This is a genomic window from Kitasatospora sp. NPDC058184 (assembly GCF_042883725.1).
Classification (GTDB): Bacteria; Actinomycetota; Actinomycetes; order Streptomycetales; family Streptomycetaceae; genus Kitasatospora.
Genome location: NZ_JBHVVE010000025.1, coordinates 117,512 through 135,496 on the forward strand (window position 1 = coordinate 117,512; position 17,985 = coordinate 135,496).

A 17,985-nucleotide genomic window follows, 5' to 3' on the forward strand; every position below is an offset into this window, starting at 1 on the left:
AATCGGTTGGCCGCCCGGCGTCTTCGCAGGCCGGAGGCCCTGCCCGGGAGGCGCGCGAGATTCCCTGCACCAATTGCTACCGGAGGGTGACGTTACGGCAGCACTCTGTGGTGTATTAGACCGCACGCACATCCGGGGGGCACGTGCCACCGGGCGGAAGTGCACCTGGGAGGGGCGCGTGGGGACCGAACTCAACCGCCGCTGGGAGTCGGGGACGCACGCCTACAGCGTCTCCGACCCCTTCGGTCAGGGGCCGCTGCCCTGGCTGCGCAGCCCGGACCAGTACCTGGCGGGGGCGGAGGGCGCCGTCCCCTGGTACGTCTCGGTGGACGCGCCCGGCCAGCAGCCGCTGGCCGCGGGCACCCGGCCCAAGCCGTCGGTCGGCAGCCCGCAGGGCGCCAACGACGTGGACCAGCAGATCAAGGGCTTCGCCTCGGCCGGGGTGATCCGCCCCGGCGGCTCGGTGGACTTCCGGGTCACCGTCAACCCGCCCCGCGAGTTCACCGTGGACGTCTTCCGGATCGGCCACTACGGCGGCGACGGCGCCCGCCACATGACCTCCAGCCCGCTGATCTCCGGCCTCGCCCAGCCCGCCCCGCTGGTGGTCGACCGGACGGTCTCCTGCCACCACTGGTGGCACTCCTGGCGGCTCCAGATCCCGGCGCACTGGAAGCCCGGCTCGTACGTCGCCGTGCTGACCACCGCGGACATGCTGCACCGCAGCCACATCCCCTTCACCGTCCGGGACTTCGACGAGCGGGCGCGCACCGCCGAGCTGCTCCTGGTGCTCCCCGACGTGACCTGGCAGGCGTACAACCTGTTCCCCGAGGACGGCCGCACCGGCGCCAGCCTCTACCACGCCTGGGACGGCCTGGGCGGTCTGGTCGGCGAGCCGGAGGCGGCCGTCACCGTCTCCTTCGACCGCCCGCACGCCACCGCCGGACTGCCGCTGCACGTCGGCCACGCGTACGACTTCATCCGCTGGGCCGAGCGCTTCGGCTACGACCTCTCCTACGCCACCGCCACCGACCTGCACGCCGGCCTGGTGGACCCGTCCCGGCACCGGGCGCTGGTCTTCCCCGGCCACGACGAGTACTGGTCCGAGCCGATGCGCCGGGCCGCCGAGCGGGCCCGGGACGGCGGCACCTCGCTGGTGTTCCTCTCCGCCAACACCATGTACTGGCGGGTCGAGCTGACCGCCGCCGCCTCCGGCGAGCCCAACCGGCTGCTCAACTGCCGCAAGCGGCAGAAGGTCCGCCCCGGCAGCCCGGCCGCCGGGGCGCCCGGCGCGGCCAGCGCGCTGTGGCGGGACGCCGGGGAGCCCGAGCAGCAGCTGCTCGGGGTGCAGTACTCGGGGCGGGTCGCCGCGCCCGTCCCGCTGGTCGCCCGGCACACCGCGCACTGGCTCTGGGACGGCACCGGCCTCCAGGAGGGCGACGAGCTGCCCGGGCTGGTCGCCGGCGAGGCCGACCGCTACTACCCCAAGGTGGCGCTGCCCGAGCACATCGAGCGGGTGCTGCTGGCGCACTCGCCGTACCAGGACCTGGGCGGCCGCACCCGCTACCAGGAGACCTCGCTGTACCGGGCGCCCAGCGGCGCGTACGTCTTCGCGGCGGGCACCTTCGCCTGGTCGCCCGCGCTGGGCCGCCCGGGCCTGACCGACGAGCGGATCCAGCGGGCCACCGCCAACCTGCTGGACCGACTGTGCAAGAACTAGGCGCTCCGTCCCCCGAGGCCGGGGACGGGTCGGGGCGGGCGAACCCGGTCGTGAAAGACTGCGGGGGCAGTGACCTCCCCTTTCGCGGTGCCCCACCCGCGAACGACCCCTGAGGACTGAACACCTTGAGCGGATTTGTCACCAAGCCCGAGCCGGTCCAGGTACCCGGCCTGGTCCACCTGCACACCGGCAAGGTGCGCGACCTCTACCGCACCGGATCGGGCGAGCTGGTCATGGTGGCCAGCGACCGGACGTCCGCCCACGACTGGGTGCTGCCGAACGAGATCCCGGACAAGGGCCGCATCCTCACCCAGCTGTCGCTGTGGTGGTTCGAGCGGATCGCCGACATCGTCCCCAACCACGTGATCTCCACCGAGGTCCCGGCCGGCGCCCCGGCCGACTGGAAGGGCCGCACGCTGGTCTGCCGCAGCCTGGAGATGGTCCCGGTCGAGGCGGTCGCCCGCGGCTACCTGGCGGGCTCCGGCCTGGCCGAGTACCAGGAGAGCCGTACGGTCTGCGGCATCGCGCTGCCCGAGGGCCTGGAGAACAGCTCCGAGCTGCCCGCCCCGATCTACACCCCGGCGCTCAAGGCCGAGGTCGGCGAGCACGACGAGAACGTCTCCTACGAGGAGACCGCCCGCCGGATCGGCGCCGAGCTCGCCGCCCAGCTGCGCCGCACCACCCTGGACGTCTACGCCCGGGCCCGGGACATCGCCCGCGAGCGCGGCATCATCCTGGCCGACACCAAGTTCGAGTTCGGCCTGCTGGACGGCGAGCTGCTGATCGGCGACGAGGTGCTCACCCCGGACTCCTCCCGCTACTGGCCCGCCGACCAGTGGCAGCCGGGCCGCTCGCAGCCGTCCTTCGACAAGCAGCTGATCCGCGACTGGCTGGTCTCCCCGGCCTCCGGCTGGGACCGCCACGGCGAGCAGCCGCCGCCGGCGCTGCCGACCGAGATCGTCGAGCAGACCCGGGCCCGGTACATCGAGGTGTACGAGCGGCTGACCGGCACCACCTGGGCCTGAGCCCGGAACGATCGCCCGCGGGCGCCGGATCCCTCAGATCCAGCCGTGCTCGCGGGCGATCCGCACCGCCGCGTGCCGGTTCTCCGCGCCCAGCTTGGTGGCCGCCGAGGACAGGTAGTTGCGCACGGTGCCCTGGGAGAGCGAGGCGCGCTCGGCGATCTCGGCGATCGGGGTGCCGTCCGCGGCCAGCTCCAGGACGTCCGTCTCGCGCGGGGTCAGCGGGGTCTCGCCGGCGCTGATCGCGTCCGCCGCCAGCTCCGGGTCCACGTACCGGCCGCCGGAGCGCACGGTCCGGATGATGCCCGCCAGGTCGGCCGCCGAGACGGTCTTCGGCAGGAAGCCGCGCACCCCGACCTCCAGCGCCCGCTTCAGGTAGCCCGGGCGGCCGTGGCCGGTGACGATCATGCAGCGGCAGTCCGGCAGCAGCAGCCGCAGCGCGGAGGCCACCTCGATGCCGTCCTTGCCGGGCATCTGGAGGTCCAGCACCGCGACGTCCGGGCGGTGCGCCTGGGCCATCGCCAGCGCCTCCGTCCCGGAGCCGGCCTGGGCGACCACCTCGATGTCGTCCTCCAGCGAGAGCAGCGCGGCCAGCGCGCCCCGGATCAGGTGCTCGTCGTCGGCGAGCAGGACGCGGACGGGCGCGGCGTTCTCGGTCATCGGGCGGTCTTTCTTCCTCAGCTCGGCAGCGGGACGGTGGCGAGCATCCGGAAGACGCCCTGCCCGGCGGTCGGCACGGCCAGCTCGCCGCCGTGGGCGGCGAGCCGTTCGCGCAGTCCGCGCAGCCCGGTGCCGCTGCCCTGGGAGGGGAACGGGACGTCGGGCACCCCGTCATTCTCCAGCTCCAGCACGGCCCGTCCGTCCTCGGTCCGCAGCCGGATCAGGCAGCGGTCGGCCTCGCTGTGCCGCAGCACGTTGGTGGTGGCCTCGCGGATGACCCAGCCGAACACCGACTGGACCGGGGCCGGCAGCTCGTCCGCCTGCTCGCCGAGGTCGATCTCGCAGACGACGTCGGCCGAGCGCAGCACCGCGCGGGCGCCGATCGCCTCGGCGTGCAGGTCGGCGGTGCGGTAGCCGCGGATGACGTCCCGGACCTCGCGCTGCGACTCCTGGGCGATCTTCTGCACCTCGGCCATCTGGTCGGCGGCCTCGGTGCGGCCCCGGCGGGCGAGCTGCACGGCGAGCTCGCTCTTCAGCGCGATGGTGGTGAGGTTGCGGCCCATCACGTCGTGCAGGTCGCGGGAGAAGCGCAGCCGCTCCTCGGCGACGGCCAGCCGGGACTGCGCCTCGCGGGCGGTGTCCAGTTCCCAGACGATCGAGGTCAGCCAGGCGAAGCTGCGGCAGCTGAAGCCGATGAAGGCCATGCCGATGGTCAGTCCGGTCAGGTACCCGGCGACGCCGGCGGGGTCGCCCCCGGACAGCACCCCGGCCGGGAAGACGGCCGCCAGCATGCCCACCCCGGTGACGGCGGCCCAGCGCGGGGTCAGCGCCACGCACACCGGCCCGAAGGAGGCGATCAGCAGGACGCTGGCGACGAACGGGGTGAAGGGCGCGCCTCCCGGGCTCCGCGTCCCGCCGTCGGCGGGCCCGAACAGCAGGACCGTCCAGGAGCCTGCCACCGCGAGGCCGGCCGAGAGGGCGGTCCAGAGCCGGTGGTCGGCGGGGCGGCCCAGGTAGTGGTCGAGCGCGGTGCGGTAGGCCCGCAGCAGCACCAGGGTGACGGCGAGTCCGATCAGCAGGGAGATCCGGATCACCGGGATGTTCTCGGCCTGGTCGGCGACGCTCCCGACGGTGAGCAGGATGCCGGGCAGGATGAACAGCGCCATCAGGTAGAGCGACCAGCGCAGGTACAGCTCGGTGCGCTGGGGATTGCTCAGGCTCGTCCAGCTGCGAAGCGGCGACCGCATTCTCATTTCTTCCGCCCCCAGTTCGACCACGATCATGCTTGCTGCCTTCATATCAGAGGTCGGACCGGGGGCGTTCCTTCGGATTACTGCCGGATGCTCAGCGGCGCGGCTCCCAGCGGAAGTAGCGCACCGCGCCCCAGACCGCGAGGGCGAGCCAGATGCCCCCGGTGACCAGGTGCGAGCCGGCGGCGCCCCAGGAGCCGGCGAAACCGGTCGCGGCGGCCGAGCCGTCGGTGCCGAACCAGCCGACGCGGATCAGCTGGAAGGCCGGGGTGGTCGGCAGCAGGCGGCAGATGTTCGCCAGCTGCTCGGGCATGACGTCCAGCGGGACGAACAGGCCGGAGCCGAACTGCATGACCAGCATGACCGGCAGGGTGGTGATGCCGGCGCTCTCCACGGTCCTGGTGAAGGCGCTGGACAGCGCGGCCAGGGCGATCATGGTGGCCAGCGCCAGCAGCAGGCCGACCAGCATCAGGAGCGGGTTGACCGGCACGGTCAGGTGCAGGGCGACGCTGCCGCCGATCCCGATCAGGGCGGCCATCAGCAGGCCGAGGGTGAGCGAGGGGACGGCGGTGCCGAGCAGGATCTCGATGTCCCGGGCCTCGCCGGTGCGCAGCCGCTTGAGGACCAGCTCGCCGCGCCGTCCGACGTACGCGGCGGTCAGGTTGTAGTACACGACGAAGGCCAGGACCATCCCGACCGAGCCGTAGACCAGCAGCGAGTCGACGTCCAGGCCGGGGTTGGACTCGGCCTGCTGCGCCAGCGTGCTCCGGAGGACGACGACCAGGAACAGCGGCAGCACCAGGGCGGTGAACAGGGCCGTGCGGTTGCGCAGCAGCAGGGTGGCCTCGGCCCGGCCGAGGGCGAGCAGCCGGCGGACGGCGGTGCTCTGCGGACCGGCGGTGGTGGCGGTGGCGGTGGCGGTGGTCATCGGGCGGATCCGATCAGGCGGCGGCGGGCGGGGCGGGTGGCGGCGGGCGCCTGCGGGGGGTGCTGGTGGGCGGCCTCGGAGGCGATCGCGAGGAAGGCCTCCTCCAGCGAGGCGCTGCGGGCGTCCAGCGCGCCGAGCGCGATGCCGTGGTGCCGGGCCCAGCCGAGCAGGTCGGTGAGGGTGTCCTGGAGCCCGACGGTCTGCACGGTGACCTTGCGGCCGTCGACGGACAGCTCGGCGCCGGGCAGCAGGGGCAGCGCGGTCCCGGTGAACTCGGGCAGTTCGAAGGAGATCCGGGAGGGCCGGCCGGCGATCACCTCGGCGACGGTGCCGGAGGTGACGACCTGGCCGCCGTGCATGATGGCCAGCCGGTCGGCCAGCTCCTCGGCCTCCTCCAGGTAGTGCGTGGTGAGCAGCACCGTGGTGCCCTGGGCGCGCAGCTCGCGGACCAGCCGCCAGACGGCGGCGCGGGCCTCCGGGTCGAGGCCGGTGCTGGGCTCGTCCAGGAAGAGCACCTCGGGGCGGCCGAGCAGGGCCATCGCGAGGTCCAGTCGGCGCTTCTCGCCGCCGGACAGCTGCTTGACCCGGACGTTCGCCCGGTGGCCGAGGCCGACCAGCTCCAGCGCCTCCGCGACCGGGCGGGCGCCGCTGGTCATCCCGGCCCAGGTGCGGCCGGTCTCGGCGGCGGTGAGCTCGCCGGAGAAGCCGCCCTCCTGGAGCATGATGCCGATCCGCGGGCGGACGGCGCCGCGCTCCGTGAAGGGGTCCCGGCCGAGCACCCGGACGGTGCCGCCGGTGGGCGCGGCCAGGCCCTCGATGACCTCCATGGTGGAGGTCTTGCCGGCCCCGTTGGTGCCGAGCAGGGCGAACAGCTCGCCGCGGCGGACGGTCAGGTCGACGCCGCGTACGGCGTGGTACCCGGTGCTGCCGCCGCCGTAGTGGCGGTGCAGGTCGGTGACCTCGATCACGTCGTCGCTGGGGCGGGAGGGCCGGCTCGTTTCCATGCCCCAAGCCTCCCGTCGGCCGGGCGGTACGGGCAGTGCGAGCCGTCATGACATCGCGGTGGGGACGCACGGGTCGGCGATGACAAATGTCATGGCCGATATCGCCGGCCGCCGGGTGCGGGGGTGCCGGGACGCCCCGGGAGGGAATGCCGAAGGGCCCCCTCGATTGAGGGGGCCCTCCGTATCTGAGCGGACGACGAGATTCGAACTCGCGACCCTCACCTTGGCAAGGTGATGCTCTACCAACTGAGCCACGTCCGCAGGTCAAACTATTGAGTTGTGCTGTGCTCGCGCACTGCGAGCGGACGACGAGATTCGAACTCGCGACCCTCACCTTGGCAAGGTGATGCTCTACCAACTGAGCCACGTCCGCATGGTGCCTGGTGGGGCACCCGCCGCCTCTTCGGATCTCTCCGTTGCGGCGACGAGGAATACTCTACAGCATCGTTCGGGGTGGTCGCCCCACCCTTTCGGACCGGGCGGGCGGGGCGACCGGGGAGCGGGCTCCCCGCGGGGTCAGTTCGCCTCGGCGAACGCCTCGTACACGTGCTTGGGGATGCGGCCGCGGGCCGGCAGTTCCATCCCGCGGGACAGGGCCCAGGCGCGGACGGCGGCCGGGTCCGGGGTGAGGGCGGTGCGCCGGAAGGACTTTCCGGTGCGGCTCTGCCGGCGGCCGGCGGCGACGAACGGAGCGAGGGCCTCCCGCAGCTTTTCCGCGTTGTCCACGGACAGGTCGATCTCGTACGACTTTCCGTCGACGCCGAAGTGGACGGTTTCGGCGGCGGCGCCGCCGTCCAGGTCGTCGGAGAGCGTGACAACTACACGCTGAGCCATGGGTGTCAATCCTCTCGGGCAATTCGGCCGCCGGTCCGAGGGGGTACCGGGGCCTGATGTGCACCAACTCGCGCAAGCGCGTACGGGCGGGCCGGGCGGCTCGCCTGATACGCAGCACTTGCCGCGACAGGTGGCCCTATTCTGCACCCGAAGGGGGCCGAAATCGAAGAGTCCGGCATTCTTTTCCGGATATTCACGTCTCTTCGGCGGGTTCCTTGATACCGATGTGCGGGTCGGGCGGTTCTGTCCCCAAGTGCCGTATTCGGGTGTTCTCCGGAGGGCGTCGTTCCGAGTGCCGAATCCGGGGAAACCGGCCGGCCCGGGCAGGTGATCGGGGCGCTGGATCCCTTGCTGCGTAAGGGTCTGGGGTCTACGCGCGTCGCTATGCCCGGCCAGCAATCCTGCCCGAAACCACCGGTAGTCTGGAGTTCCCCCGCCTCACCGAAGACACCACCGGGAGTGCCAGTGGCACGCGTCGTAGTCGACGTCATGCTCAAGCCGGAGATCCTCGACCCCCAGGGACAGGCGGTGCAGCGTGCACTGCCCCGTCTCGGATTCACCGGGATCGCCGACGTCCGCCAGGGCAAGCGTTTCGAGCTGGATGTGGAGGGCCCGGTCGACGACGCGGCGCTCGCCCGTATCCGCGAAGCCGCCGAGACCTTTCTCGCCAACACCGTGATCGAGGACTTCACCGTCCGGGTCGAGGAGGAGGGCAAGTGACCACCCGCGTCGGCGTCGTCACTTTCCCCGGCTCCCTCGACGACCGCGACGCCCGGCGGGCGGTCCGTCTCGCCGGCGCCGAGCCGGTCGCCCTCTGGCACCGTGACAAGGATCTCCACCAGGTCGACGCCGTCGTCCTGCCGGGCGGATTCAGCTACGGCGACTATCTGCGCTGCGGTGCCATCTCCCGGTTCTCGCCGGTGATGGAGACCGTCATCGAGCAGGCGAAGCTCGGAATGCCGGTGCTCGGTATCTGCAACGGCTTCCAGGTGCTCTGCGAATCGCACCTGCTGCCCGGTGCGCTCACCCGGAACGACTCGCTGCACTTCATCTGCCGCGACCAGAAGCTGCGCATCGAGAACGCCGGCACCGCCTGGACCGGGGATTACTCCGTCGGCCAGGAAATCGTCGTCCCGCTGAAGAACGGCGAGGGCCGCTTCGTCGCCGAGGAGCGGGTGCTCGACGAGCTGGAGGCGGAGGGCCGGGTCGTCGCCCGTTACCTGGACGTCAACCCGAACGGTTCGTACCGCGACATCGCCGGCATCACCAACGCCGCCGGCAATGTCGTCGGCCTGATGCCGCACCCGGAGCACGCCGTGGAGCCGCTCACCGGTCCGACCACCGAGGGCCTGGGCTTCTTCACTTCCGTCCTGAAGCAGCTGGTGAACGCCTGATGAGCCTCGACACCGTCAAGAACGCCGAGCAGACCCCGGACGCCGCCCAGCCCTGGGCCGACCTCGGCCTCAAGGAGGACGAGTACGCGCGCATCCGCGAGATCCTCGGCCGCCGTCCCACCGGCGCCGAGCTCGCCATGTACTCGGTCATGTGGTCGGAGCACTGTTCGTACAAGAGCAGCAAGGTCCACCTGAAGCAGTTCGGCGAGAAGAAGCCGGATTCGGACGCGATGCTCGTCGGCATCGGCGAGAACGCCGGTGTCGTCGACGTCGGCCAGGGCTACGCGGTCACCTTCAAGGTCGAGTCGCACAACCACCCGTCGTACATCGAGCCCTACCAGGGCGCGGCCACCGGCATCGGCGGCATCGTGCGCGACATCCTGGCGATGGGCGCCCGCCCGGTCGCCGTGATGGACCCGCTGCGCTTCGGTGCGGCCGACCACCCGGACACCCGGCGCGTGCTGCCCGGGATCGTCGCGGGCATCGGCGGCTACGGCAACTGCCTGGGCCTGCCGAACATCGGCGGCGAGGTCGTCTTCGACTCCTGCTACCAGGGCAACCCGCTGGTCAACGCGCTGTGCGTGGGCGTCATGAAGCACGAGGACATCCACCTCGCGCAGGCCTCCGGCGCCGGCAACAAGGTCGTGCTGTACGGCGCCCGCACCGGTGGCGACGGCATCGGCGGCGTCTCGGTGCTCGCCTCCGAGACCTTCGACGACACCAAGCCGGCCAAGCGCCCGGCGGTCCAGGTCGGCGACCCGTTCCAGGAGAAGCTCCTGATCGAGTGCACCCTGGAGATCTTCCGGGAGAAGCTCGTCAAGGGCATCCAGGACCTCGGCGGCGCCGGCCTGTCCTGCGCCACCAGCGAGCTGGCCTCGGCCGGCTCCGGCGGCATGCGGATCGAGCTCGACACCGTGCACCTGCGCGACCACACGCTCTCGCCGGAGGAGATCCTCATGAGCGAGTCGCAGGAGCGCATGTGCGCGATCGTCGAGCCCGACAAGATCGACCGCTTCCTGGAGATCTGCGAGAAGTGGGACGTCATCGCCAACGTCATCGGTGAGGTGACCGACGGCGAGCGCCTGGAGATCTACTGGCACGGCGAGCTCGTGGTGGACGTCCCGCCGCGCACCGTCGCCCACGAGGGCCCGACCTACCAGCGCCCGTACGCCCGCCCCAGCTGGCAGGACGCGCTGCAGGCCGACGCCCCGACCGCCGAGCGGCTGGCCCGCCCGACCACCGGCGAGGGCCTCAAGGCCGACCTGCTGAAGGTCGCGAGCCACCCGAACCAGGCCTCCAAGTCCTGGATCACCGACCAGTACGACCGCTACGTGCTCGGCAACACCGTGCTCTCGGTCGGCGAGGACTCGGGCATGATCCGGATCGACGAGGAGACCAACCTCGGCGTCTCGGTCGCCACCGACGGCAACGGCCGCTTCGCCAAGCTGGACCCGTACACCGGCGCCCAGCTGGCCCTGGCCGAGGCGTACCGCAACGTCGCGGCCGGTGGTGCCAAGCCGCTCGCCGTCTCCGACTGCCTCAACTTCGGCTCCCCCGAGGACCCGGACGTGATGTGGCAGTTCGCCGAGGCCACCCGCGGCCTGGCCGACGCCTGCCTGGTGCTCGGCACCCCGGTCACCGGCGGCAACGTCTCGCTGTACAACCAGACCGGCGAGGTCGCCATCCACCCGACCCCGGTGGTCGCGGTGCTCGGCGTCATCGACGACGTCACCCGGCGCACCCCGCTGGCCTTCGCCGAGGAGGGGCAGCTGCTCTACCTGCTCGGCGACACGGCGGACGAGCTCGGCGGCTCGGCCTGGTCGCAGGCCGTCCACGACCACCTCGGCGGCCTGCCGCCCGCGGTGGACCTGGAGCGCGAGCGGCTGCTCGGCGACATCCTGATCGCCGCCTCGCGCGACGGCATGATCGACGCCGCGCACGACCTGTCCGACGGCGGCCTCGGCCAGGCGCTCGTGGAGAGCTGCCTCAAGGGCGGCCACGGTGCGCGGATCGTCCTGCCCGAGGGCCAGGACCCGTTCGTCCTGCTGTTCTCGGAGTCGGCCGGCCGCGCCGTCGTGGCGGTGCCGCGCAGCGAGGAGCTCCGCTTCAACGACATGTGCACCGCGCGCGGCCTGCCGGCCACCCGGATCGGTGTCGTGGACGGCGACAGCCTGGACGTCCAGGGCCAGTTCAGCGTCTCGCTGGCGGAGCTGAAGGACGCCCACACCGGCGTCATCGAGGCCCTGCTGGCCTGACCGGCCTGTTCGAGGGGCGGGCGGTTCCTGGTGAACCGTCCGCCCCTCGTCATATGTTGAGCCCCATGCCTGCCAAGCCCCGTACGTACCAGCCGCAGAAGGTCCGCGCCGCGCTGGCCGCCCAGACCAGGGCGCTGCGTGCCGCCGTGGACGCGCTCAGCACGGAGCAGCTGGACCTGCCGACCCGGTTGGGGCGGTGGCGGGTCCGCGAGCTGCTCGCCCACCTGGCCGTCCAACTCGACTACGTCCCGGCGCACCTGGACGACCGGCCGCAGGGGCGGGCACCGCTGGACCTGTCGGGCTGGGCAGCCGGGGTCGCCACCGTCGCGCCGCTGCTGGACGAGCAGGCCCGGGCGCGGGGCGCGGCGGAGTTCGCCGGGGACGCGGCCTCGGTGGCGGCCGCCTTCGGCCGGGCCGCGGACGCGCTGCTCGCCCTGCTGGAGCGGCCCGAAGCCGCCGACCCGGCGCGGCGGTTCGAGATCCGGCTGGGTTCGATGACGCTCTCCGACATGCTGGTGACCAGGCTGGTGGAGACGGTCGTGCACGCCGACGACCTGGCCGCCGCGCTCGGGCCCGACGCCTTCCCCGGCTCCCCGGTTTCCCTGACCTCCTCGGCCTCCCGGGCCCTCCCGGCCTTCCCGCACGACCGGCAGGCCGTCGCGGCCGTCACCCGGCTGCTGGCCGACGCCTTCGCCGACCGCGCCCCGGGCGGCGCGGTCGAGCTGCGGATCCCGCCGTACGCGGTGGTGCAGGCCGTCGAGGGCCCCCGGCACACCCGGGGCACCCCGCCCAACGTGGTGGAGACCGACCCGCTGACCTGGATCCGGCTGGCCACCGGCCGGACGGACTGGGCGGCGGCGGTGGACGCGGCCGAGGTGTCCGCCTCGGGGGAGCGCAGCGACCTGCGGGCGTACCTGCCGGTGCTCGGCTGACCGGCTCCCCGGTGCGGCTCCGGTCCCGCGGGCTACGGGACGGACGGCCCGCTGAGGTAGGTGCCCTCCGCCGAGTACGGCCAGGCGTTGGGCGCGCAGCCCTTGAGACCGTAGATCTGCTGCATCATCGCGGGCGCGGGCTTGCCCTCGCCCGGGCAGCCCTCGTGCCCGTGGCCGATCCGGTGGCCCACCTCGTGGTTGACGATCAGCGCCCGGTACTCCTCCAGCGGGCCGCTGAACTGCGGTGAACCGGTGTTCCAGCGCTTGGAGTTGACGAGCACCTGGTTGCCGACGTTGCAGTTGACCTCGCCGTGGGTGTCCAGTCCGGAGGCGCCGCAGATCCGGTCCACGGTGGCCGGTGAGGCGATCTTCACGGTGAAGTCGTACGGGCCGTCGGCGACCAGCTGGAAGCCGTTCTTGCGGTCGTTGGTCCAGCCGCGCTTGTCGCCGAGGATGCCGTGGACCTGCGCGGCGGCGGACGGGGCGTCGATGCCGATGCCGTCCTCGACCTCGACCCGGTAGCGGCGCACGGTGCCGCGCCCCACCGGCTTGGCGGTGGCGGGGGCGACGGTGAAGGTGCCGGCGCCCTTGGCGGGGCCGGGGTCCGGCGCGGCGGGGGCGGGCGGCGGGGTCGGTGTCGGGGCCGGCGGGGGCGGCGGGGTGTCGGCCGGTGCGGGAGTCGGCGCCGGTGCCGCCGTGGCGGCCTGCTCGGCCGGCGGGGCGACCCTCGCCTGGGTGGTCGGGGTGGTGGCCGGGGTGGCCGAGGGGCGGTTCAGCATGACCGCCGCGGCGCCCAGCACCAGAACGGAGAGCACCAGTGCCGTGAGCATGCCAGGACCGGGTCTGCGCCGCTGCCGGCGGCGTCGGCGACCGCCCTTCCGGGGCGGTGCGGTGCGCCTGCCGACGGATCGGGCTGCAGACATGATCTTCACACTGGCATGGCGAACGGGTGAATGTCCACCTTCCCGTGGGCGGTGCCGGTGCCCGTGGCGGCCGCCCGTCCGGGACGGCGGTTGACCCCTGCGTCTCGGGTGGCAGACTTCAGGGCATGGCGATTCACAGGAATCTTCTCGACGGTCCCGAACCGACCCTGCTCCCGGAGGAGGAGCGGCCCTACCGGATGCTGGCGGAGGAATCGGCCTCCCCGACCCAGGTGGCGGCCGAGTTCCCGGTCTTCTGCCTCGCCTGGGCGATGCTGGCCGACGACGCCTACGCGGCCGGCCGGTACGTCGAGTCGTACGCCTACGCCCGTACCGGCTACCACCGTGGTCTGGACGCGCTGCGGCGCAACGGCTGGAAGGGCCACGGCCCGGTGCCGTGGGAGCACCGCGGCAACCGCGGCTTCCTGCGCTGCCTGGCGGCGCTCGCCCGGGCGGCCGGCGCGATCAAGGAGACCGAGGAGGAGGCCCGCTGCTGGCAGTTCCTGAAGGACAGCAGCGCGGAGGCGTACGCGGAGCTCAAGCAGTAGAGCGGTCGAGCGGCGGAGCCGTAGAGATCGGTAGAGCCGTAGAGAGCGGCAGAGCTGTAGAGCGGTAGACACCCCCGACGTACGGGTGCCCCCGGCGGAGTCCGCCGGGGGCACCCGTTTCTCACGCTCGGGGCGCGGGACCTACGCGGGGCGCGGGCCTCACTTCAGGCGCTTGCCCGCCGAACGCAGCTGCTCGGCGGCCTCGCGCACGCGGGCGGCCATGCCGGCCTCGGCCAGCTTGCCCCAGGTGCGCGGGTCGTAGGTGTTCTTCTTGCCGACCTCGCCGTCGACCTTCAGCACGCCGTCGTAGTTGGCGAACATGTGGCCGGCCACCGGGCGGGTGAAGGCGTACTGGGTGTCGGTGTCCAGGTTCATCTTCACGACGCCGTTCTCCAGCGCGGTGGCGATCTCCTCGGCGGTCGAGCCCGAGCCGCCGTGGAAGACGAAGTCGAACGGGTCGGTCTTGCCGTACTGCTTGCCGATCGCGTCCTGCAGCTCGCGCAGCAGCTCCGGCTTCAGCACGACGTTGCCCGGCTTGTACACGCCGTGCACGTTGCCGAAGGAGGCGGCCAGCAGGTAGCGGCCCTGCTCGCCCAGGCCCAGCGCCTCGGCGGTGCGCACGGCGTCGTTGACGGTGGTGTACAGCTCGTCGTTGATCTCGTGGGTGACGCCGTCCTCCTCGCCGCCGGTCGGGGTGATCTCGACCTCGAGGATGATCTTGGCGGCGGCGGCCTGGGCCAGCAGCTCCTGGGCGATGGCCAGGTTGTCGGCGAGGGTCTCGGCCGAGCCGTCCCACATGTGCGACTGGAACAGCGGGTTCTCGCCCTTGGCCACGCGCTCGGCGGAGACCGCCAGCAGCGGGCGGACGTAGCCGTCCAGCTTGTCCTTCGGGCAGTGGTCGGTGTGCAGCGCGACGGTGACGTCGTACTTGGCGGCGACGATGTGGGCGAACTCGGCGAGCGCGACCGCGCCGGTCACCATGTCCTTGCTGTGCTGGCCGCCCAGGAACTCCGCGCCACCGGTCGAGATCTGGATGATGCCGTCGCTCTCGGCCTCGGCGAAACCACGCAGCGCGGCGTGCAGGGTCTGCGACGACGTGACGTTGATGGCCGGGTAGGCGAACTTGCCCGCCTTGGCCCGGTCGAGCATCTCGTTGTAGACCTCGGGAGTTGCGATGGGCATGCGATCCGCTCCTGTCGGGTTGCGGCGTACGGACGGTGCTGTCCGACGCTGTGTACGCCTTCGTGACGACTCCGTGCCGGCCCGCCGACGCGCGGCGTTGCGGTGGTGGCTCTCCGGCACGTTCGCGGCGACCTGCGCGGTACGGCCATGAGGGTGGTGTGCCACCGCGGACCGGACGCCTGTGCCATCTTCCCAGACTCGTGCCCGCGGGTCAGCAGGAGCCCGCCATGCGGAACGTCGCACGGTACGGGCGCACGGCGGCACCCGGGCGGCCCCGGCGGGGGCCGGAACCGGTCCCGGCCGGGCGCCGTCGGCACGGTACGCCCGCGTCGCCGGCAAGGTGCGACCGCTATCCTGCGCCCGTGGACTACAACCAGCTGGCCGTCAACCTGCTCGACGCCAAATCCCTGATCTCGTCCCTCGGCGCCATCGGGCTGATCGCGATCATCTTCGCGGAGACCGGCCTGCTGGTCGGCTTCTTCTTCCCGGGTGACTCGCTGCTGATCCTCGCGGGCGTCGCCGCCTCGAACGCAGCCTCCTCGGTGCTCGGTGACGGCGCCAAGCTGCCGATCGCCGTCCTGCTGATCGGCTGCCCGATCGCGGCGATCGCCGGCGCCCAGCTCGGGCACCTGATCGGCGCCAAGGTCGGGCCGAAGATGTTCGACAAGCCCGATTCGAAGATCTTCCGCCGCGACTACGTGGTGAAGGCGGAGGAGTACTTCAACAAGTTCGGCTCCGGCAAGGCCGTCGTGCTGGCCCGCTTCATGCCGATCATCCGCACCTTCCTGAACCCGGTCGCCGGCACCCTGGAGATGCCCGCCCGGACCTTCTTCGTCTGGAACGTGATCGGCGGCGTGCTGTGGACCGAGTCCATGCTGCTGATCGGCTACTTCTTCGGTGACGCGCTCGCCCCGGTGATCGACAAGTACCTGATCCCGGCGGTGCTGCTGATCGTCCTGCTGTCCATCTCGCCGATCCTGATCGAGGTCATGCGCGAGCGGAAGAAGAAGCGGGCCGGCATCGGCGCCGAGGTCGACGAGGAGAGCCAGGTCCAGGCCGGCGGCGGTCGGCACCGGCGGGGCTGAGCGCCCGCCGCTCCGGACACGGCGAGGGCCGGTGCTGTTTCACGTGAAACAGCACCGGCCCTCGGTCGTTCGTCGTCCCGGCCTTGTCGTCCCGGCGGGTCGGGGTCAGAGACCCAGGTCGTCCAGGGTGTACGCGGTCACGTACTCCAGGCCCTGGGCCTCGACGGCGGCCGCGCCGCCGCGCTCCACGATCACCGCGACGCCGACCACCTCGGCGCCCGCCTCGCGCAGCGCCTCCACGGCGGTCAGCACCGAGCCGCCGGTGGTGGAGGTGTCCTCGACGGCCAGCACCCGGCGGCCCTTGACCTCCGGGCCCTCGATCCGGCGCTGCAGGCCGTGCGCCTTGCCGGTCTTGCGGACCACGAAGGCGTCCAGCTGCTGCCCGCGCGCGGCGGCGGCGTGCAGCATCGAGGCGGCCACCGGGTCGGCGCCCAGGGTCAGACCGCCGACGGCGTCGTACTCCAGGTGCGAGGTCGCGTCCAGCATCACCCGGCCGACCAGCGGGGCGGCCACGCCGTCCAGCGTGATCCGGCGCAGGTCGACGTAGTAGTCGGCCTCCTTGCCGGAGGAGAGGGTGACCTTGCCGTGCACGACGGCCTTGTCCTTGATCTGTGCCAGCAGGGCGTCGCGGTCGTTGCTCATGAGCGTTCAGTCTAGGCCCTGGCAGTCCCCGCGGCTCTCCGGGCTCGCGCCCGGCCGGCGCCAGGTCAGCGGCGGCGCAGCGCCCTGACCAGCACCACGGCACCGCCCAGCAGGGCCACCGAGCCGCCGATCACCCACGGCACCGCGTTGCGGCCGCCGGCGCCCGGCACCACGATCCCGCCGGCCTCCCCGCCCCAGCGGGAGGCCGCCCGGGCCCGCGCACTGCGGGCGGGCAGCGCCGGGGCGTACGGGCCGCGCGGCGGGGCGTGGTCCACCTCCTCTGCGGACCGGCCGACGATGCTGCGGCGCACCGGGCCGGAGAGCACGGGCTCGTCCTCGTACGCGAAGAGCGGCTCGGCGGGCAGCTCCTCGGCGACGCCGTCCTGCTCGGCGGAGCCGTCCTCGCCCTCGCCCTCGCCCTCGACGTCGTCCTCGTCGTCGTCGGCGGAGCCGGTGGGCAGACCGAAGCGCTCGGCGTCGGCGTCCGAGAAGGCGATCAGGTCGGAGAGGTCGTCGTCCAGGTCGTCGCCGGGCTGGTCCTGGCGCTCCTCGATGAAGACCACACCCGCGCCGGTCGAGGTCTCCGCGGCCTGGTCCTCCTGCTCGTCCAGGTCCTCCGAGCCCTCCTGGTCCTGCGGCTGCTCGCCCTCCGGGGCGACCAGCGCGGCGGCGAACCTGTCCAGCAGACGGCGGCCGGTGGCGTCGAGGGTCTCCTCGTCGAACTCGGTCAGCCGGCCGGTGGCGCTCAGGTCGCCGGTGAAGCGGATCGCCGCGGTGCCCTCCTCGGCGCCGTCCACGACGCTGACCCGGACGGTGGCGGTCGCCTCACCGCTGCCCCGGGCCTCCTCGCCCTCGGCGAGCACGGTCAGCACGCCCTCCCGGCCCTCGATCAGCGACAGCACGCCCTTGTACGTGATCGTGGAGCCGCCGATCCGCAGCTTCAGCCGGCCGCCGATCTCCTCGGCCGCACCGGACCCGACCGCGGCCGGCTCGGTGCTCAGCCCCGGCACGCTCCGCGCCAGCAGCGCCGGATCCTGCAAGGCCTGCCGCACCAGCTCGGCGGACATCGGGACGACAACCTCATGCTCCATGCCACGGAGCCTACCGACTGGTCCCCGCCCGGTCCCTACCCACCACCACCAGATTTTCCCCGCCCCACCCGTTCCCTTGGCCGTCGCACCATCGCCCCGGCCCCGAGCCTGGGCCGCCCCGCCCCCAGGCCCGGCACCCTCCGGCCCCGCCTCGCCCACCCGGCCCCGCAGGCCCGGGGCGGCCCACGGTCCTGCCCATCGGGCCCGCGCCCATCCAGCAGCGGCCAGGCCCGGGGCCGCCCTCTCCATCGGCCCCGCACCGTGACGGGACCCGCTCCGTCGCCCGTCGTCCGGCGGCCGTCCGCCCCGCAAGGTGGGCCGGGGCCATGGGCCTTCTCCTGCCTGGGCCCGCTCCCCGGCTGCCGAGCGGCCCCGCCCGTGCGGGGGCTTGCCGGTCGAGGAGCCCGTTCTTCCGGGCCTCCCCGCGTGGGAAGTCGGCTGGATGACTCTGCTGGCGAAGTATTTGATCTAGGTCAGGTTGCTGTTGGGATGCCGTGTTGGGTGCAGAGTGTGTGGATGCG

Annotated in this window: 17 protein-coding genes and 2 tRNA genes; 8 read left to right on the forward strand and 11 right to left on the reverse strand. The window is 72.7% G+C overall.

Going from position 1 to position 17,985, the window contains the following annotated elements:
• The first annotated feature begins 178 nt into the window (after positions 1–178).
• Together ACFVXH_RS34275 and ACFVXH_RS34280 are read left to right on the forward strand one after the other, a co-directional pair.
• Entirely contained in the window at positions 179–1,717 is a 1,539-nt protein-coding gene (locus ACFVXH_RS34275; RefSeq protein WP_117488693.1) for a N,N-dimethylformamidase beta subunit family domain-containing protein, read from the forward strand.
• Positions 1,718–1,842: 125 nt separating this feature from the next.
• A complete protein-coding gene (locus tag ACFVXH_RS34280; protein WP_049654021.1) occupies positions 1,843–2,742 on the forward strand; it encodes a phosphoribosylaminoimidazolesuccinocarboxamide synthase in 900 nt (299 codons plus the stop codon).
• A gap of 33 nt (positions 2,743–2,775) precedes the next feature.
• Here the strand turns inward: ACFVXH_RS34280 and ACFVXH_RS34285 are convergent, their stop codons facing one another.
• The 7 genes from ACFVXH_RS34285 to ACFVXH_RS34315 form a co-directional block, all read right to left on the reverse strand.
• Entirely contained in the window at positions 2,776–3,399 is a 624-nt protein-coding gene (locus ACFVXH_RS34285) for a response regulator (RefSeq protein ID WP_387829768.1), read from the reverse strand.
• A 17-nt stretch (positions 3,400–3,416) separates the two neighbouring features.
• Positions 3,417–4,646 carry a sensor histidine kinase gene (locus tag ACFVXH_RS34290; protein WP_079271987.1) on the reverse strand — a complete coding sequence of 410 codons (1,230 nt, stop codon included), beginning with the start codon at positions 4,644–4,646 and terminating at the stop codon, positions 3,417–3,419.
• A 97-nt stretch (positions 4,647–4,743) separates the two neighbouring features.
• Positions 4,744–5,577, reverse strand: coding sequence for an ABC transporter permease (locus ACFVXH_RS34295; RefSeq protein WP_387829771.1), 834 nt, complete (start codon positions 5,575–5,577; stop codon positions 4,744–4,746).
• Positions 5,574–6,581, reverse strand: coding sequence for an ABC transporter ATP-binding protein (locus tag ACFVXH_RS34300; RefSeq protein ID WP_074001868.1), 1,008 nt, complete (start codon positions 6,579–6,581; stop codon positions 5,574–5,576). The genes ACFVXH_RS34295 and ACFVXH_RS34300 overlap by 4 nt, the downstream gene beginning before the upstream one ends.
• 188 nt (positions 6,582–6,769) lie before the next feature.
• Positions 6,770–6,842 (reverse strand) — tRNA-Gly (locus tag ACFVXH_RS34305).
• A gap of 39 nt (positions 6,843–6,881) precedes the next feature.
• Positions 6,882–6,954: transfer RNA gene (locus ACFVXH_RS34310), tRNA-Gly, on the reverse strand.
• Between the two features lie 143 nt (positions 6,955–7,097).
• Positions 7,098–7,415, reverse strand: coding sequence for an Lsr2 family protein (locus tag ACFVXH_RS34315; RefSeq protein ID WP_030056585.1), 318 nt, complete (start codon positions 7,413–7,415; stop codon positions 7,098–7,100).
• Between the two features lie 465 nt (positions 7,416–7,880).
• On the opposite strand from ACFVXH_RS34315, the gene purS reads away from it, so the two are divergent.
• The 4 genes from purS (at position 7,881) to ACFVXH_RS34335 (ending at position 11,996) form a co-directional block, all read left to right on the forward strand.
• Positions 7,881–8,135, forward strand: a complete 255-nt coding sequence (purS, locus tag ACFVXH_RS34320; protein WP_049654013.1) for a phosphoribosylformylglycinamidine synthase subunit PurS — start codon at positions 7,881–7,883, stop codon at positions 8,133–8,135.
• Positions 8,132–8,809 (forward strand): phosphoribosylformylglycinamidine synthase subunit PurQ, encoded by a 678-nt coding sequence (gene purQ / locus ACFVXH_RS34325; RefSeq protein ID WP_049654011.1) that lies wholly within the window; start codon positions 8,132–8,134, stop codon positions 8,807–8,809. The genes purS and purQ overlap by 4 nt, the downstream gene beginning before the upstream one ends.
• A complete protein-coding gene (purL, locus tag ACFVXH_RS34330; protein WP_074001867.1) occupies positions 8,809–11,064 on the forward strand; it encodes a phosphoribosylformylglycinamidine synthase subunit PurL in 2,256 nt (751 codons plus the stop codon). The genes purQ and purL overlap by 1 nt, the downstream gene beginning before the upstream one ends.
• A gap of 65 nt (positions 11,065–11,129) precedes the next feature.
• Entirely contained in the window at positions 11,130–11,996 is an 867-nt protein-coding gene (locus ACFVXH_RS34335) for a sterol carrier family protein (protein ID WP_387829774.1), read from the forward strand.
• 32 nt (positions 11,997–12,028) lie between these two features.
• Here ACFVXH_RS34335 and ACFVXH_RS34340 read toward each other — a convergent pair whose 3' ends face one another.
• Complete coding sequence (locus tag ACFVXH_RS34340) at positions 12,029–12,826, reverse strand: DUF3152 domain-containing protein (RefSeq protein ID WP_259316661.1); 798 nt, start codon at positions 12,824–12,826, stop codon at positions 12,029–12,031.
• 218 nt (positions 12,827–13,044) lie between these two features.
• Here ACFVXH_RS34340 and ACFVXH_RS34345 point away from each other — a divergent pair, with 218 nt between their 5' ends.
• A complete protein-coding gene (locus tag ACFVXH_RS34345; RefSeq protein ID WP_049659647.1) occupies positions 13,045–13,464 on the forward strand; it encodes a DUF3151 domain-containing protein in 420 nt (139 codons plus the stop codon).
• A 159-nt stretch (positions 13,465–13,623) separates the two neighbouring features.
• Here ACFVXH_RS34345 and fbaA read toward each other — a convergent pair whose 3' ends face one another.
• On the reverse strand, positions 13,624–14,646 hold the full coding sequence (fbaA, locus tag ACFVXH_RS34350; RefSeq protein ID WP_049659648.1) for a class II fructose-bisphosphate aldolase: 1,023 nt from the start codon (positions 14,644–14,646) through the stop codon (positions 13,624–13,626).
• Positions 14,647–15,008: 362 nt separating this feature from the next.
• Between fbaA and ACFVXH_RS34355 the strand changes: the two genes are divergently transcribed.
• A complete protein-coding gene (locus ACFVXH_RS34355) occupies positions 15,009–15,731 on the forward strand; it encodes a DedA family protein (RefSeq protein ID WP_220450051.1) in 723 nt (240 codons plus the stop codon).
• A 105-nt stretch (positions 15,732–15,836) separates the two neighbouring features.
• Here ACFVXH_RS34355 and pyrE read toward each other — a convergent pair whose 3' ends face one another.
• Positions 15,837–16,373: an orotate phosphoribosyltransferase gene (gene pyrE / locus ACFVXH_RS34360; protein ID WP_049659651.1), complete on the reverse strand. Its 537-nt coding sequence runs from the start codon at positions 16,371–16,373 to the stop codon at positions 15,837–15,839.
• A 65-nt stretch (positions 16,374–16,438) separates the two neighbouring features.
• On the reverse strand, positions 16,439–17,464 hold the full coding sequence (locus ACFVXH_RS34365) for a hypothetical protein (protein ID WP_387829778.1): 1,026 nt from the start codon (positions 17,462–17,464) through the stop codon (positions 16,439–16,441).
• Positions 17,465–17,985 lie beyond the last annotated feature (521 nt).

What these genes read in the sequence shown, in the direction of transcription:
- ACFVXH_RS34335 (WP_387829774.1), top strand. Translation starts at nt 11,130, where the DNA reads ATGCCTGCCAAGCCCCGTACGTACCAGCCGCAGAAGGTCCGCGCCGCG.
- pyrE (WP_049659651.1), bottom strand. Translation starts at nt 16,373, where the DNA reads ATGAGCAACGACCGCGACGCCCTGCTGGCACAGATCAAGGACAAGGCC.
- fbaA (WP_049659648.1), bottom strand. Translation starts at nt 14,646, where the DNA reads ATGCCCATCGCAACTCCCGAGGTCTACAACGAGATGCTCGACCGGGCC.
- ACFVXH_RS34295 (WP_387829771.1), bottom strand. Translation starts at nt 5,577, where the DNA reads ATGACCACCGCCACCGCCACCGCCACCACCGCCGGTCCGCAGAGCACC.
- ACFVXH_RS34315 (WP_030056585.1), bottom strand. Translation starts at nt 7,415, where the DNA reads ATGGCTCAGCGTGTAGTTGTCACGCTCTCCGACGACCTGGACGGCGGC.
- ACFVXH_RS34285 (WP_387829768.1), bottom strand. Translation starts at nt 3,399, where the DNA reads ATGACCGAGAACGCCGCGCCCGTCCGCGTCCTGCTCGCCGACGACGAG.
- purL (WP_074001867.1), top strand. Translation starts at nt 8,809, where the DNA reads ATGAGCCTCGACACCGTCAAGAACGCCGAGCAGACCCCGGACGCCGCC.
- ACFVXH_RS34300 (WP_074001868.1), bottom strand. Translation starts at nt 6,581, where the DNA reads ATGGAAACGAGCCGGCCCTCCCGCCCCAGCGACGACGTGATCGAGGTC.
- ACFVXH_RS34290 (WP_079271987.1), bottom strand. Translation starts at nt 4,646, where the DNA reads ATGCGGTCGCCGCTTCGCAGCTGGACGAGCCTGAGCAATCCCCAGCGC.
- ACFVXH_RS34365 (WP_387829778.1), bottom strand. Translation starts at nt 17,464, where the DNA reads ATGGAGCATGAGGTTGTCGTCCCGATGTCCGCCGAGCTGGTGCGGCAG.
- ACFVXH_RS34345 (WP_049659647.1), top strand. Translation starts at nt 13,045, where the DNA reads ATGGCGATTCACAGGAATCTTCTCGACGGTCCCGAACCGACCCTGCTC.
- ACFVXH_RS34340 (WP_259316661.1), bottom strand. Translation starts at nt 12,826, where the DNA reads ATGCTCACGGCACTGGTGCTCTCCGTTCTGGTGCTGGGCGCCGCGGCG.